The sequence below is a fragment of the Sphingobium sp. FG58 genome, assembly GCF_057809055.1.
Genome location: NZ_JBMDJF010000003.1, coordinates 40,918 through 55,631, shown reverse-complemented (window position 1 = coordinate 55,631; position 14,714 = coordinate 40,918). Strand labels below are relative to the sequence as shown.

The 14,714-nt window shown below is 65.6% G+C and carries 15 protein-coding genes; 7 read left to right on the top strand and 8 right to left on the bottom strand.

Features of this window, described 5'->3' with window-relative positions; translation table 11 throughout:
* Positions 1-43: 43 nt before the first annotated feature.
* Both ACODR8_RS05025 and ACODR8_RS05020 read right to left on the bottom strand, forming a co-directional pair.
* On the bottom strand, positions 44-247 hold the full coding sequence (locus ACODR8_RS05025) for a DUF5818 domain-containing protein (RefSeq protein WP_489006239.1): 204 nt from the start codon (positions 245-247) through the stop codon (positions 44-46).
* Between the two features lie 4 nt (positions 248-251).
* Positions 252-1,250 carry a 2-hydroxyacid dehydrogenase gene (locus tag ACODR8_RS05020; RefSeq protein ID WP_489006238.1) on the bottom strand — a complete coding sequence of 333 codons (999 nt, stop codon included), beginning with the start codon at positions 1,248-1,250 and terminating at the stop codon, positions 252-254.
* A 128-nt stretch (positions 1,251-1,378) separates the two neighbouring features.
* On the opposite strand from ACODR8_RS05020, the gene ACODR8_RS05015 reads away from it, so the two are divergent.
* Both ACODR8_RS05015 and ACODR8_RS05010 read left to right on the top strand, forming a co-directional pair.
* Positions 1,379-1,846, top strand: coding sequence for an SH3 domain-containing protein (locus ACODR8_RS05015; protein ID WP_489006237.1), 468 nt, complete (start codon positions 1,379-1,381; stop codon positions 1,844-1,846).
* Between the two features lie 331 nt (positions 1,847-2,177).
* Positions 2,178-2,666, top strand: coding sequence for an immunity 26/phosphotriesterase HocA family protein (locus tag ACODR8_RS05010; RefSeq protein ID WP_489006236.1), 489 nt, complete (start codon positions 2,178-2,180; stop codon positions 2,664-2,666).
* 339 nt (positions 2,667-3,005) lie between these two features.
* Here the strand turns inward: ACODR8_RS05010 and ACODR8_RS05005 are convergent, their stop codons facing one another.
* The 5 genes from ACODR8_RS05005 to ACODR8_RS04985 form a co-directional block, all read right to left on the bottom strand.
* A complete protein-coding gene (locus ACODR8_RS05005; protein WP_489006235.1) occupies positions 3,006-3,359 on the bottom strand; it encodes a YbaN family protein in 354 nt (117 codons plus the stop codon).
* 180 nt (positions 3,360-3,539) lie between these two features.
* Positions 3,540-4,844 carry a sensor histidine kinase gene (locus tag ACODR8_RS05000; RefSeq protein ID WP_489006482.1) on the bottom strand — a complete coding sequence of 435 codons (1,305 nt, stop codon included), beginning with the start codon at positions 4,842-4,844 and terminating at the stop codon, positions 3,540-3,542.
* 184 nt (positions 4,845-5,028) lie between these two features.
* The gene (locus ACODR8_RS04995) at positions 5,029-5,694 is read right to left on the bottom strand and encodes a response regulator transcription factor (protein ID WP_006953141.1); all 666 of its coding nucleotides are present in this window, start codon (positions 5,692-5,694) and stop codon (positions 5,029-5,031) included.
* 35 nt (positions 5,695-5,729) lie between these two features.
* Positions 5,730-6,068: a hypothetical protein gene (locus tag ACODR8_RS04990; RefSeq protein WP_294132269.1), complete on the bottom strand. Its 339-nt coding sequence runs from the start codon at positions 6,066-6,068 to the stop codon at positions 5,730-5,732.
* Between the two features lie 147 nt (positions 6,069-6,215).
* Positions 6,216-6,947 (bottom strand): SIMPL domain-containing protein, encoded by a 732-nt coding sequence (locus ACODR8_RS04985; RefSeq protein ID WP_489006234.1) that lies wholly within the window; start codon positions 6,945-6,947, stop codon positions 6,216-6,218.
* A gap of 249 nt (positions 6,948-7,196) precedes the next feature.
* Here ACODR8_RS04985 and ACODR8_RS04980 point away from each other — a divergent pair, with 249 nt between their 5' ends.
* From ACODR8_RS04980 to ACODR8_RS04960, 5 genes are all read left to right on the top strand, one after another.
* Positions 7,197-8,978: an ABC-F family ATP-binding cassette domain-containing protein gene (locus ACODR8_RS04980; RefSeq protein WP_489006233.1), complete on the top strand. Its 1,782-nt coding sequence runs from the start codon at positions 7,197-7,199 to the stop codon at positions 8,976-8,978.
* Positions 8,979-9,121: 143 nt separating this feature from the next.
* Positions 9,122-9,829 (top strand): VIT1/CCC1 transporter family protein, encoded by a 708-nt coding sequence (locus ACODR8_RS04975; RefSeq protein WP_489006232.1) that lies wholly within the window; start codon positions 9,122-9,124, stop codon positions 9,827-9,829.
* A gap of 38 nt (positions 9,830-9,867) precedes the next feature.
* Positions 9,868-10,413 (top strand): glutathione peroxidase, encoded by a 546-nt coding sequence (locus ACODR8_RS04970; protein ID WP_489006231.1) that lies wholly within the window; start codon positions 9,868-9,870, stop codon positions 10,411-10,413.
* A 2-nt stretch (positions 10,414-10,415) separates the two neighbouring features.
* A complete protein-coding gene (locus ACODR8_RS04965; protein ID WP_489006481.1) occupies positions 10,416-11,723 on the top strand; it encodes a M20/M25/M40 family metallo-hydrolase in 1,308 nt (435 codons plus the stop codon).
* A gap of 171 nt (positions 11,724-11,894) precedes the next feature.
* A complete protein-coding gene (locus ACODR8_RS04960) occupies positions 11,895-12,539 on the top strand; it encodes a trimeric intracellular cation channel family protein (protein WP_489006230.1) in 645 nt (214 codons plus the stop codon).
* A gap of 193 nt (positions 12,540-12,732) precedes the next feature.
* Here ACODR8_RS04960 and sppA read toward each other — a convergent pair whose 3' ends face one another.
* Positions 12,733-14,616, bottom strand: coding sequence for a signal peptide peptidase SppA (sppA, locus tag ACODR8_RS04955; RefSeq protein ID WP_489006229.1), 1,884 nt, complete (start codon positions 14,614-14,616; stop codon positions 12,733-12,735).
* Positions 14,617-14,714: the final 98 nt, after the last annotated feature.

Below are 14,714 nucleotides of genomic sequence, written 5' to 3'. Positions count from 1 at the left end.
CGCGCGTCCCGGCCCGTTTGGCAAGAGGATCAGGCCGGGGAGATCAGGCCGGTGCGACGCCGTCGGCTTCGACGATGCCGTCGCCAGCGTGGAAACCGCGGACCCTGACCCGCTTTTCGACCAGATCGACCGGCACGCGCAGCAGCACCAGCCGGTAGGTGCCGCCACTATCACGCCGGAGCAGGAAACCGGCGGCGTCGCGGACCAGTCGGCCGGTTTCGTCCACCGCTGCGCCAATTTCTACCACCGGGTCAGACCCAGCCTTCCAGCACTTGATTGGGCGGGCGGTGGCCATCGACCCAGCTGCGGATATTGGCGATGACGCGGGCGCCGGTGGCGTCGCGGCCCTCGAAGGTGGCGGACCCCATATGGGGCAGCAGCACGACATTGGCGAGGGCGAAGAGGCGCGGATCGACCGCCGGTTCGTGGGTATAGACGTCCAGCCCCGCGCCCGCGATCCGGCCTTCGTCCAGCGCGACGATCAGCGCGGCTTCGTCGGTGATTTCGGCGCGCGAGGTGTTGATGAGATAGGCGTCGGGGCGCATCAGCGCTATCCGCCGGGCGTCGATCAGCCCCCGCGTGTCGGCGTTGAGCGGGCAGTGGATCGACACAATGTCGCAGGCGGCGAGCAGGCCGTCCACGTCGCCGATCCATTCGGCCTCCAGCTCCTGCTCCACCTCGAACGGCAGGCGGTGGCGGTTGTGATAGGCGATGGTCAGGCCAAAGGCGCGGGCGCGACGGGCAACAGCCCGGCCAATACGCCCCATGCCGATGATGCCCAATTTCTTGCCGCCGATGCGGTGGCCCAGCATCCCCGAAGGACTCCAGCCGCGCCATTCGCCGCTGCGCACCAGCTTCTCCCCCTCGGCCAGGCGGCGGGGGACCGACAGGATCAGCGCCATCGTCATGTCGGCGGTATCCTCGGTCAGGACGCCGGGTGTATTGGTGACGATGATGCCCTTGGCGCGGGCGGCGGTCAGGTCGATATGATCGACGCCGCTGCCGAAGCTGGCGATGAGTTGCAGCCGGTCGGGCGCGGCGGCGATCAGCGGTGCGTCGATATGGTCGTTGATGGTGGGAACCAGCACGTCGCACTGGGCCATGGCGCGGGCGAGTTCGGTGCGGCTCATCGGCTGATCACCGACATTGAAGCTGGCGTCGAACAGTTCGGCCATGCGCGCCTCCACATTGGGGGGCAGGCGACGCGTGACGATGACGCGCGGCTTGGCGGGGCGCGGTTTTTTGGCCATGTCCCGCCGCTATGCTTGGCCGGGCCATCGGTCAAGCGCTTATGGCGGATTGGGCAAGTCAGCAGTTGTCGCGGGGGCGGCGCAGCGGCTATGGGAAGGCCATGGGTGACAGGAAAAACAGGTCTGGCATGAAGCGCATTTTGCTGGGCGCGGGCGTCCTTATGGCGCTGGGCGTAGCGGGTGGCGCGGTGATCGCGGCGGGCAAGCCCGTGCCTTACTGGGCGTCGATCGCGCAGAATGAGGCGCGGATGCGGGTCGGGCCGAGCCTGGATTACCCGTCCAACTGGATCTATCGCCGCCGCGACCTGCCGGTGAAGGTGGTGCAGGTGCTGGGCCTGTGGCGCAAGGTCGAGGACCCGGACGGCGCGCAGGGGTGGATGCATGTCCGGTTGCTCAGCGATACGCCGACCGGGGTGGTGCGGGCTGCGGAGGCGCCGTTGCGCGAATCGGCCAGCGATGGCGCGCGGACGCTGTTTCGCGCGCAAAAGGGCGTGGTGGGGCGCCTGTCCGACTGTTCGGGCGGCTGGTGCAGCTTCGACGTGAAGGGCCAGCGCGGCTATGTGAAGGCGCAGGATGTCTGGGGCGCGACCGAGTAATAGGATTTGCGGGGCTTAACTTCGCATATTTCCCGGTGATCGTGATATTTTCGTGCGTGCTGCGGACAGGATGTTACGCGGGCCGGTGGTTGCGGGCGGTGCGGAACTTCGCAAACTTCGCCCGTGTCGCGTGTGGGGGATTTGCGCGGGTGTGGCGCTGGCGGGCTGGGGTGGACGATGGGAAAGAGCAGGGCGCGAGTGTAGCAGGTGGCGGGGGTGTAGGACAGCGTGGGGGTCTGGCTAGGGTGGATGGCGGAATGTCGGGTTATGAGGTGCCAACCCGCTATTGCTGACATTGCATATCGAGGGCATTTTTCGGATAGCTCGAACTATGAAGCTTCCCAAGAATGTCCGCCGCCGCGAAGGCGATCTCCTTGCAATCGATCTGGGCGATGGCCGACGTTCCTATGCTCAGGTCGCGGCTGAACCACTCATGGTATTCTTCGAAGGTTGTTTTGCGAACAATCTGACACCCGAGGAGATTGGCGGTCTGCCGATTCTGTTCCGCCTATGGGTAGCAAACCATGCGACTACGCGGGGGCGTTGGTCGGTAGTCGGGCGAGCAGCACTTGCGCCGGAGAACCAAGAGGAACCCTTCTTTTATAAGCAGGATGCGATCACGGGCCGTTTGGCGCTCTATCATTCCTCCTTCGCAAAAACGAACTGGGAGCGAGCCGCGAGCCTTGCGGAATGTGAAGCCTTAGAATGCGCCGCTGTGTGGGAACCGGAACACATTGAAGATCGGCTGCGGGACCATTACGACGGAAGGACAAGCAAGTGGACCGAAAGTCTTCAGATTAACGTTGCGGCGATTCCTTAAAAGCGTCCGCTTTGCGGACCGGAATTCAGCGAGGCGAAAGGCAAAAATGGTCGTTCATTGCCAAGGTGATGAAGGTGGGTGTGGCGGCCTCTCGGTATGTGCGCGCCGCCAGCGTCGGTCCCCCTCATCCAACTTCGCCTAACCTCACTGCGTTCGGTAAGACTGCGTATCCTTCTCCCCCGTGGGGAGAAGGGAGGGGCTTATGAGCGCTATCAGTCAATTATCGTCGTCATCCTGACGAACGTCAGGATCCAGGGCGGTGTGAAGCTGCCCTGGATCCCGGATCAAGTCCGGGATGACGGGGGTAGGGGGCGGCCTTCTTTCTTTTACCAATCGTCCTCACGCTTCCGGGCGGGTCCAGATCCAGGTGCCGCCGATCAGGGCGGCGGTGAGGGGGAGGAGATACCAGGGCCAGGGGGAGAGGAAGAGGGCTAGGGTGGCGCTGAAGATAAAGGCGGCCAGCGCCGCTTTCTTGCCGCGGCGGCTGATCGCGCCGCGTTCCCGCCAGCGGCGGATGTGGGGGCCGAAATGTTTGTGGTCGAGCAGCTTTGCCTCCAGCGCCGGGCTGGAGCGGGCGAAGCAGAAGGCAGCGAGGATCATGAAGGGGACCGTGGGCAGCAGCGGCAGGAAGGCGCCGATCGCGCCGAGGCCGAGCGAGGCGAAACCGGCGATGAGGTAGAGGTGCCGCCGCATGGGGTTCCTGTTCTGGCCGGGGTGGGGCGGTGTGTGGGGGTGATGCTATTGCTTCGCAGGTGCGGGGGTGGATGGCAAGGGTGGAGAGCGACGTTGGCGTCGGTCCCCCTCATCCAACTTCGCCTAAGCCGCTGCGCGGCCAAGGCTTCGTATCCTTCTCCCCCGTGGGGAGAAGGTGGGTCAGGCCGCCGGGAGTCTTAGGCGGACCAGGAGGCCGCCAAGGTCCTCGCTTTCTTCCAGGGTGACGGTGCCGCCGTAGATTTCGGCGACGTCGCGGACGATGGCGAGGCCAAGGCCGGTGCCGGGCTTGCCGGAATCGAGGCGGACGCCGCGGTCGAAGATGCGGGTGCGGTCGGCGGGGGGGATGCCGGTGCCGTCATCCTCGACCAATATTTCCACCATGTCGCCCGCGCGCTGGACCGTGGCGAATACGCTGCCGCCGCCATATTTGGCGGCGTTTTCGACGAGGTTGCCGAGCATTTCGTCGAGGTCCTGCCGCTCGACACGGACGGCGGCGTCCTTGTCCCCATCCATGTCGACGCGGGCGTGGGCATAGAGGCGGGCGACGGCACGCTCGACGGCGGTGAGGCTGGCCCAGACGTCGGCGCGGCTCTGCGCGGCACCGCGCCTGCCGACGGCGCGGGCGCGGGCGAGGTGATGATCGACCTGCCGCCGCATGGTGGTGGCTTCGCGGATCACGGTTTCGCCAAGGTCGGGCGACTGGGCCGTGGCGGCGTTCATGATGACGGTCAGCGGGGTCTTGAGCGCATGGGCGAGATTGCCCGCATGGGTGCGCGCTTCCTCCGCCTGGCGTTCGTTGTGGGCGAGCAGGGCGTTCAGTTCCTCGACCATGGGCAGCACTTCGGCGGGCATGGGTTCGGTGACGCGGCTTTTGAGGCCGTCGCGCATACGGATGATTTCCAGCCGCACCTTGCGCAGCGGGCGCAGGCCATAGAGGGTCTGGAGCGTGGCCAGCACGAACAGGCCGAGCGCGAGCAGGGCGAAGCTCTGGAACAGGGTGGAGCGCAGGGTGCGGATCTGGGCGTTCAGTCCCTCGCGCGCCTGGCCGACGATGAACATCCAGCGGGTGTTCGATCCGGGCAGGACGACGGTGCGCTCCATGATGCGCAGATCCTCGCCGGGAAATTGCTTGCTGTCATAGACGTGGAGGTGGCGGTCATGATGGTCGGCGGGGACCTTGATCGCGCGGTCCCAGAGCGAGCGGGAGCGCCAATCTTCATGCCCCTTGGCGCTGACCTGATAATAGAGGCCGCTATTGGGTTCGAGGAAGCGCTGGTCGGCGAGTTCGCGGTTGAACAGGACTTCGCCGTCGGGGCCGATTTCCGACGCGGCGATCATCGCGGTCAGCACATAATTCATGCCGTCGTCGAAATTGCGGGTGATGGCGTCGGCCAGCACCCGGTCCAGCGCCACGCCGCCGCCCACCAGCAGCACGCTGATCCACAGCGCGGCGATGCCGATCATCCGGCGGCTGATGGAGCCGGTGGAGCGGACGGGGGGCTGATCGGTCGTGCTGGTCACAAACTGCCGTTCGCCCTGAGTAGCCACTGAGCGAAGTCGAAGTGGCGTATCGAAGGGTTCGTGCGAGATGCTTCGATACGGGATTTCGACTTCGCTCAATCCCTACTCAGCACGAACGGTGAATGGTTTACCGCCCCGGCTCGTCCAGGCTGTAGCCCAGGCCGCGGATGGTGGTGATGACGTCGGCGCCCAGTTTCTTGCGGATGCGGGTGACGAACACTTCGATCGTGTTGGAATCGCGGTCGAAATCCTGGTCGTAAATATGTTCGATCAGTTCGGTGCGGCTGACCACCTTGCCCTTGTGATGGAGCAGGTAGGACAGGAGTTTATATTCCTGCGCGGTGAGTTTTACCGGATCGCCGCTGAGCGTCACCTTGCCGGACCGCGTGTCGAGGCGGACGTCGCCGGCGGTCAGTTCGCTCGACGCATTGCCCGACGCGCGGCGAATGAGAGCGCGCAGGCGGGCGATGAGTTCTTCGGACTGGAAGGGTTTGGCGAGATAGTCGTCCGCGCCCGCATCCAGCCCCGCCACCTTGTCCGACCAGCTGTCACGCGCGGTCAGCACCAGCACGGGGAAGGCGCGGCCTTCCTTGCGCCAGCGGTCCAGAACGGTCAGGCCATCGATGGTGGGGAGGCCAAGGTCCAGCACGACCGCGTCGTAATTTTCGGTCGAGCCAAGGAAATGCCCATCCTCGCCATCGGTGGCGAGGTCGACGGCATAGCCTGCGCCCTCCAGCGTGTTCCTGAGCTGCTGGCCCAGACTTGGTTCATCCTCGACGATCAGCAGACGCATGGGCTGTTCCGTTTCTTATTCTGTGTCAGGCGCGGTCAGCGCGCCCAGCCGATGATATCGCCTGTCCGGCCGTCCGCATCAACCCACATGACCTTGCCGTCCTTCACATATTTCAGGCGGTAGCGGTTGGAGGATGGGTTAAATTCGCTGCCGACATAGCTGGCCCCGTTCATCTGCGAATCGACGCGGCGCTTGATCATGGCGAAGGGCATGACCTGGCCTTCGAGCATGGCGCGGCGCGCGGCGTCCTGCTCATCGCGTCGTCCGCCAGCGTCGGCAACGGGGACCAGCGCGAGTGCGGCCCCCATGGCGATGATTCCGGCGATCAGGCTTTTGCGCATCATTGTCATGGGCATGGCATAGGCGGAAGGCATTGAACAGGTGGTGAATGGGGGAGGGGGAATGGATTGTCACTCTCCGTCATGCCAGCGCACGCTGGCATCCCGCTTTCTTGCGCCTGGTTGGAAGAAGGAAGCGGGATGCCGGCTTTCGCCGGGATGACGAGGGTGGGACGTGTGGCCTTACTTTTCCAGTGCGTATTGCACCGTAAGCGTGACCGATGCGCTGACCTGGCCGGGTTCTACCGGGGTGGTGGGGGCGGCGTCGGCCTTGAAGCGGGCGCTTTGCAGCATCGGCATGGGAGGCTGGCCGCCGCTGTTGCTTTCGGCGATCGAAAGCAGGCGGGCGGAACGATAGCCTGCGGCCTGGGCGTAGAAATCGGCCTGGGCCTTGGCGCTCTTGAGCGCGGCGCCGCGCGCCTGCACCAGCATCGGCGCGGGATTGTCGATCGCGAAGGTCGGGCCGTTGATGTTGGTCGCGCCTGCGGCCACCATGGCGTCGAGCAGCGGGCCGACCTTTTTGATGTCGCGCAGTTTGACGGTCAACTGGTTCGACGCTTCATAGCCGATGAAGCGCGGGCCGGTGGGTTCGCCCTCGCGCTGGTTATAGTCATATTGCGCCGACAGGTTGATGCCGCTGGTCTGGATATCCTTCTTGGCGATCCCGGCTTTGGCGAGAGCGGCGATCAGCTTCTCGGTCTTTGCCGCATTGTCCTGCATCGCCGCCTGCGCAGTGGGTGCGCGGGTCTGGACGCCGGTGCCGACGGTGGCGATGTTGGGCGACCCCTCGACGCTTTCAGTGACGTTGAGCGTCACGACTGGCGCGGTTTCGGCGATGGTCACGCTGGTCTGGGCGATGGCGGCCATCGGCAGCGACGAAGCGGCAAGCGCCATGATGGCGAGGGCGGATTTCATGGGGGGAACTCTCCTGTTGGGATGCCGCCTGTTTGTGACGGCTGCGATGAATGGACGCTGACATGCGTTGAAAGCCGTCAGACAGGTTGAGGTTCCATTCCTCCCCGGCACGGGGAGGTGGCAGGCGAAGCCTGACGGAGGGGGTGTTCGGGCGCATGCCCCCTCCACCACCGCTTCGCGGCGGTCCCCCTCCCCGTGCCGGGGAGGATATGCTTGCCCCGTTGCGATCTTGCGACTAGCTGCACGCGCATGGCAGCACCTCTTCTTTCGTTTGAAAATCTCGGCCTCTCGCAGGGCAGTCACTGGCTGTTTCGCGGGATGGATATTCATGTCGGCGCGCGTGATCGGCTGGCGCTGATCGGGCGCAATGGCGTTGGCAAGACGACCTTGCTCAAGCTGCTGGGCGGGCAGATCGAGGCGGATGAAGGCGTGCGGTCGGTGCAGCCGGGCGCGCGGATCATCACGCTGGAGCAGGACCCGGACGTCAGTGCGTTTGCGACGCTGCATGATTTCGCGCTGGCGGGCGAATTTGCGCCGCCCGCGCATGAGGTGGAGGCGATTGCCGACCAGCTCGGCATCGACCTGTCGCGTGAGGCCAGGACGGCGAGTGGCGGCGAGCGGCGGCGGGCGGCGATTGCGCGGGCATTGGCGAGCGAGCCGGACCTGCTGCTGCTGGACGAGCCGACCAACCATCTGGATATTGCGGCGATCGACTGGCTGGAAAACTGGCTGGCGCGCTATAATGGCGGTTTCATCGTCATCAGCCATGACCGGGCCTTCCTGACCCGGCTGACCCGCCAGACTTTGTGGTTGGACCGGGGGCAGATGCGGCGTAACGAGATCGGCTTTGGCGGGTTCGAGCAGTGGATGGAAGCGGTCTATGCCGAAGAGGCGCGGGCGGCGGAGAAGCTGGACGCCAAGCTGAAGATCGAGGCGCACTGGCTGGAACGGGGCGTTACCGCGCGGCGCAAGCGCAACCAGGGGCGGCTGGCCAAGCTGTGGGAAATGCGCGAAATGCGCGCGGCGATGAACGGGCCGCAGGGCGTGGCTAAGATCGCGGTGGCGAGCGATGACAGCAAGACCAAGAGCGTCATCAAGGTCGAACATGCGACCAAGATGTTTGGGCAGCGGACGATCATCGACAATCTGTCGCTGCGGGTCCAGCGCGGCGACCGGATCGGCATCGTCGGCGGCAATGGCGCGGGCAAGACGACGCTGCTGAAGCTGCTGACCGGCGAGTTGCAGCCCGATAGCGGCACGGTGAGCCAGGCCAAGACGCTGGACATGATCTTCATCGACCAGCAGCGCAGCCTGATGCAGGGCGACAAGACGGTGCGCGAAGTGCTGGCCGAAGGGGGCGACTGGATCGACGTGCGCGGGGTGCGCAAGCATGTCCATGGTTACCTCAAGGACTTTCTGTTCGATCCGAGCCTTGCGGAGGCGAAGGTGGCGACCTTGTCCGGTGGGGAGCGGTCGCGCTTGCTGTTCGCGCGGGAATTTGCGCGTGAATCCAACCTTTTGGTGCTGGACGAGCCGACCAATGATCTGGACCTCGAAACGCTCGACCTGTTGCAGGAAGTGATTGCCGATTATGACGGCACGGTGCTGATCGTCAGCCATGACCGCGACTTTCTGGACCGGACGGTGACGGTGACGCTGGGTCTTGACGGGACGGGCGTGGTCGATGTGATCGTGGGCGGCTATGCCGACTGGATCGCCAAGCGCGATCCGCGCAAGGCGGCCAAGGTGGAAAAGAAGGCGGTTGCCGCGCCCGCGCCGCCAAAGCCCGTGTCGGCGAAGCTGAGTTACAAGGACCAGCGCGACCTGGAACTGCTGCCCAAGCGGGTCGAGGAACTGGAGGCGGTGATTGCGCGGGACGAGGATTTGCTGGCGGACCCGGCGCTTTATACGCGCGATCGCAAGCGGTTCGACGCGCTGACCGTCGCGATCGAGAAGGCGCGGGCGGAGAAAGAAGCGGCGGAAATGCGCTGGCTGGAACTGGCGGAGAAGGCGGAAGGGTTGGCGGGGTGAGCTGTTGTGCTCCCGCGCAGGCGGGAGCCTAGTCGATAGCGTGGGACTGGGCTCCCGCCTGCGCGGGAGCACGTAACATGGGACACTCGACTTCGCGCCAAACCGACGGCAGGGTGGGGCAGGATCGTAACAGGGGCTGACTGATGGACACGGTAACCGACCAGCCGCACCATGCCGTTCATTATGTGAACCGGGTCGGCTGGCTGCGCGCGACGGTGCTGGGGGCCAATGACGGAATCGTGTCGACCGCCAGCCTGATGACCGGCATTGCCGCGTCCGGGGCGGACGGGCAGACGATCTTGCTGACCGGGGTCGCGGCGCTGGTGGCGGGCGCGATGTCGATGGCGGCGGGGGAATATGTCTCTGTCAGTGCGCAGTCGGATACGGAGCGCGCCGACCTGGCCAAGGAGCGTCATGCGCTGGCCGCGCAGCCCGATGAGGAATGGGCGGAACTGCGCGACATCTATGTCGAGCGTGGCCTGACGCCCGATCTGGCGGGGCAGGTGGCGCAGCAGTTGATGGCCGCCGATGCGCTGGGCGCGCACGCCCGCGACGAACTGGGCATTTCCGATATTGCCACGGCCCGGCCGGTGCAGGCGGCGATGGCGTCGGCGGCGAGCTTTGCCGTGGGGGCCGCGCCGCCGGTGCTGGTTGCGGCGATCGTGCCGGCGGGCAGCGCGATCGTCGCGATCGTGGGCCTCTGCCTGCTATGCCTGGCGCTGCTGGGCTATGTCGGTGCGCGGCTGGGCGGGGCGCGGGTGGTGCGATCGATCGGCCGGACCCTGTTCTGGGGCGCTTTGGCGATGGCGGTGACGGCGGGTGCGGGGCATCTGTTCGGCGCGGCGATATAGTGGCAGGCTACACGCAAATTTTTACAGGAGACGATCATATGACCGACATTCAGCAGATTCCGCTCAAGACCATCAAGGGCGCGGACACGTCTCTCGCCGATTATGCAGGCAAGGTGGTGCTGGCGGTCAATGTCGCGTCCAAATGCGGCCTGACCCCGCAATATGAAGGGCTGGAAAAGCTGTTCGCCGATTATAAGGACAAGGGGCTGGTGGTCGCGGGCTTCCCCGCCAATGATTTCGGCGCGCAGGAGCCGGGGACCAACGACGAGATCGCGACCTTCTGCACCACCAATTTCGGCGTCGATTTCCCGATGTTCGAGAAGATCGTGGTGACCGGGCCGGACAAGCACCCGCTCTATGCCGCGCTGACCAGCGCCGTGCCGGAAGCGCAGGGTGAGGGCGATGCGTTTCGCGAGAAGCTGAAAGGCTATGGCATGACCCCCAATCCGGTGCCTGAAGTGCTGTGGAATTTCGAGAAATTCCTGATCGCCAAGGATGGCAGCGTGGCGGCGCGCTTTGCGCCGACGACCGCGCCGGACGATGCGGCGCTGGTCGCGGCGATCGAGGCGGAACTGGCCAAGTGAGGATGCGGGCAGGTCTGATCGCGGGCGTGATGCTGATGGCGGGGATGCCCGCCGGGGCGGCGCTGTCGCCCGCCGAATGCACGATCACCACCAGCGTCGAGGCGGGTTATGAACCCGCGATCGGCCTGCTCGAAAGGCTGGTGAACCAGAATAGCGGGTCGATGAACCTGGCGGGGGTGAAGGCGGTCGCCGACATGCTGCGGCCTGAATTTGAGAGACTGGGCTTTGTCGTGACCTGGCAGCCGATGGATGCGGCCAAGCGGGCCGGGCATCTGATCGCGGTGCATAAGGGGCGGGCCGGGACGACCAAGATGCTGCTGATCGGGCATCTCGATACGGTGTTCGAGCCGGATTCGCCGTTCCAAAAGTTCGAGCGCAAGGGTGATCTGGCGCGGGGGCCGGGCGTGGCGGACGATAAGGGCGGCGTGGTGACGATGCTGCTGGCATTGAAGGCGATGCAGGCGGCAGGCACGCTGAAGGCTGCGAATATCGAGGTGGTGCTGACCGGGGACGAGGAGGATTCGGGCGATCCGATCAGCATCGCGCGGGCCGACCTGATTGCCGCTGGTAAACGCGCCGATGTGGCGCTGGATTTTGAAGGGCTGTCCCAGCAGGATGGCAAGGATATGGGGTCGATCGCGCGGCGATCCTCCAACAGCTGGACGCTGACCGCGACGGGCAAGTCGGGGCATAGTTCGGGCATTTTCTCCGCCAGTGCGGGCGACGGCGCGGTCTATGAGCTGGCGCGGATCATCGTGGCGTTTCGCACGGAGCTGCCCGAACCCAATCTGACCTTCAATGTCGGGCTGATCGGCGGCGGGCAAAGCGCGGAGGTGGACAAGGACGGCGTGCGCATTGCGGTGACGGGCAAGACCAACATCATCCCGCCGATCGCCGTGGCCAAGGGCGATTTCCGCACGCTGAGCGAGGAGCAGACGGCGCGGGTGCGGGCGAAGATGCAGGCGATCGTCGGGGCGGGGCATCTGCCCGGCACGTCGGCGAGCATTGCGTTCGACATGGGCTATCCGTCGATGGCGCCCACGGCGGGCAATCGCGCATTGCTGGCGAAGCTGAACGGGGTCAATGCCGATCTGGGGCTGGCAGTAATGCCGGAGCTGGACCCGCTGAAGCGTGGCGCGGGCGATATCAGCTTTGTGGCGCAGGATACGGACGGGCTGGTGGGGCTGGGCGTGACGTCGAGTGGCGATCACAGCCCGGCGGAACAGGCCGACCTTTCGAGCATGAAGCGCCAGGCCAAGCGCGCAGCGATATTGATGAGCCGACTGGCGGGGGAGAAGGGGCGGAAGTAGGGGTACTCTACCGCCGTTCGCCCTGAGCGAAGTCGAAGGGTTCTACCGAGCGAAGCGAGGTGCCTTCGCCTCCGCTCAGGCAAAGGCTTCGACTTCGCTCAGCCCGAACGGGTTTGGGGTGCGCAACGTTTCTCGACTTCGCTCGAAACGAACGGATGTAAGTGTATCGCCATGCTCCCACCCACACCCCTCCTCGCCACCTCCATCGGCCCGGTGCTGGAGACGCTCAGCATTATCGGCACCTTCGTGTTTGCCGCGTCAGGGGCGTTGGCGGCGGCGCGGTTGCGGCAGACGTTGGTGACTTTCGCCTTTTTCGCGCTGGTGACAGGAGTGGGTGGTGGCACGTTGCGCGACCTGCTGATCAGCGCGCCGGTTTTCTGGGTGGTGGATGCCGCGCCTGCCATCACCTGCATGTGCGCGGCGGTGATCGTCTGGTGTACGCCGCGACGCTTCTGGAGTGAGCGGGCGCTGGACTGGCTGGATGCGATCGGGCTGGCGGCGTTTGCGGTGTTCGGCGCGGCCAAGGCGATGAGCTTTGGCGTGCCGCCCTTTGTCGCGGGGATGATGGGCGTGGTGACGGGCTGCGTCGGCGGGATCATGCGCGATCTGCTGGCAGGCGAACCGTCGATCCTGTTGCGGCCCGAACTCTATGTGACGGCGGCGGCGGTGGCGGCGGGGCTGTTCGTGGGGTTGCGGCTTGCGGGGCTGGACGTGCCGGTGGCGGGGGTCATCGCGGCGCTCGTGGGGTTCGTGCTGCGCGCGGTGGCGATTTGGCGCGGGCTGGGCTTGCCGGTGTATCGGGATGAGGAGGGATAGTGTCTCTTTATCCCTCTCCCTCAAGGGAGAGGGTTGCGCAGACTTGGCAGCTTGCTGCCTAGTCGTAGCTGGGAGAGGGTGTGCTGACCTCACGTTGGAGCGCCATATTGGCGTCGAACCCCCTCTTCCAACTTCGCCTAACCCGCTGCGCGGGTAAGGCTTCGTATCCTTCTCCCCGCTGGGGAGAAGGGGGTTAGCGCCATAGGCCTGTGATTAGTGCCATCATGCCACGTTCATCTGCTGCGCTCTGCATCTTGGGCGCGCCGTAGCTGCGGCATTCCAGGCAGTCGGCGCGGATGCCTGCGCCGGTGACCAGCGCCTTGACGTCGGCGACGGCCTGCATCGCCCAGCCGCGCTGGACCATCGCCTGGCGCGCCAGCATGTCGCGGGGGGCGACGGCGTCGTCGGTGTCGCGCTCGGCCATCGCCTCGATCCAGGCGGCCCATTTGTCGGGCGTCTTTTCGATGGTGTAGGCGCGGGCGGTTTTGGGGTCGATTTTGGCGCGGCGGGCGGCTTCGGCGATGGCGTCCTCCAGCCCGCCGAAGCGGTCGACCAGCCCGATTTGCCGCGCGGTGCCGCCGTCCCAGACGCGGCCCTGCGCAATGGCGTCGATCTGCGCCGGGGTCTTGCGGCGCGATTGGGCGACGATGCCGACGAAGCGGCGGTAGATATCCTCGACCCCCATTTGCATGATCGCGTCGAATTGCGGGGAGGTGCCACCGGCGAGGTCCGGCTGGCCCGACAGGGGCGTGGTGGCGACGCCGTCGGTGGTGACGCCCATCTTGGCCAGCGTGCCTTCAAAGCTGGGCAGGATGCCGAACACGCCGATCGAGCCGGTGATGGTGTCCGGCTGCGCAAAGATCATGTCGGCGGGGGTGGAGACCCAATAGCCGCCGCTGGCCGCGACATTGCCCATGGAGACGACCACGGGCAGGCCGTCCGCCTTGGCCTTCAGGATCGCGTTGCGGATTTTTTCCGACGCCATGACCGAACCGCCGGGCGAATCGACGCGGACGACCAGGGCTTTCAAATCCTTTTCGTTGAGCGCGGTCAGCAGCAGGTCCGAAATCGTGTCGCCTGCCGCCGTGCCGGGACCGGCTTCGCCATCGACGATATTGCCCGCGATCGTCAGCACGCCGATCTGGCCGTCATTGGCGGGTTTGCGCGCTTTGACATAGGCGGCGAGGTCGATCTTGGCGAAGCCGCCAGCCTTGGCATCGGATGCTTCGCCCGCAATCTCCGCGACCCGCGCGCCGAAAGCGGTGGCGTCGCCAAGCTTGTCGATCAGGCCTGCGGACAAGGCGGCCTGCGCCATATTGCCGTTGGCGGCGGTGGCGGCGGCGACCGGGTCGGCGGCATAGGCGGCGATCTTCGCCTTGGGCCGGGCCTTGGCGACGTCATCCTGCCAGTTCTGCCACAGGACATCGGCCAACGCCTGATTGGCCTGCTTGGCTTCGGGCGACTGGTCGGCGCGGATATAGGGTTCGACGAAGCTTTTATAGGTGCCGACGCGATAGACATGGGTGTTGACGCCCAGCTTGTCGATCAGCCCTTTGTAATAGAGGCCCGACCCGCCCCGGCCCATGATGGCGACGCCGCCCAGCGGATCGCTCCACGCTTCGCTGGCATGGGCGGCAAGCTGATAGCTGTCGTCGGTGTAGAGGGTGGCGTAGGCCAGCACCGGTTTCTTCGCAGCGCGCAGGCCATCGAGTGCCTGGCCGACGCGGGCGATGGCGACCTGACCGCCGCCCATGAAGCCATCCAGGTTCAGTACGACCGCCTTGACCTTGCTGTCCGTTTTGGCCGCCTCCAGCGCGGTGACGATGTCGGACAGGCGATATTCCTTCATGTCCGGGCCGGAGCCGGACAGGAGCGCGAAAGGATCAGCCTCGGCGGGTTGTTCGACGATCGTGCCGTCAAGGTCGAGCAGCAGCGCGCCCGCGCTGATGCTGGCGGCGGGCTTGGGCGAGAAGGAGAGGGCGGCGTAGAGCGCGCCGAAGAACAGCAGTAGGAAGAGCAGGACCAGCCCGTCCTTGATCGCGACCAATATGCGCCACGCGCCCTTCACAAATGCCAAGTGGGTGTTCCTTCTGCCCGGTCCGCCATGGCTAGCCCATCGCCCTGTCGACTGCAATGTGGGGGGACAGGCGAGCGGGACAAGCTTGCACGGCCGAT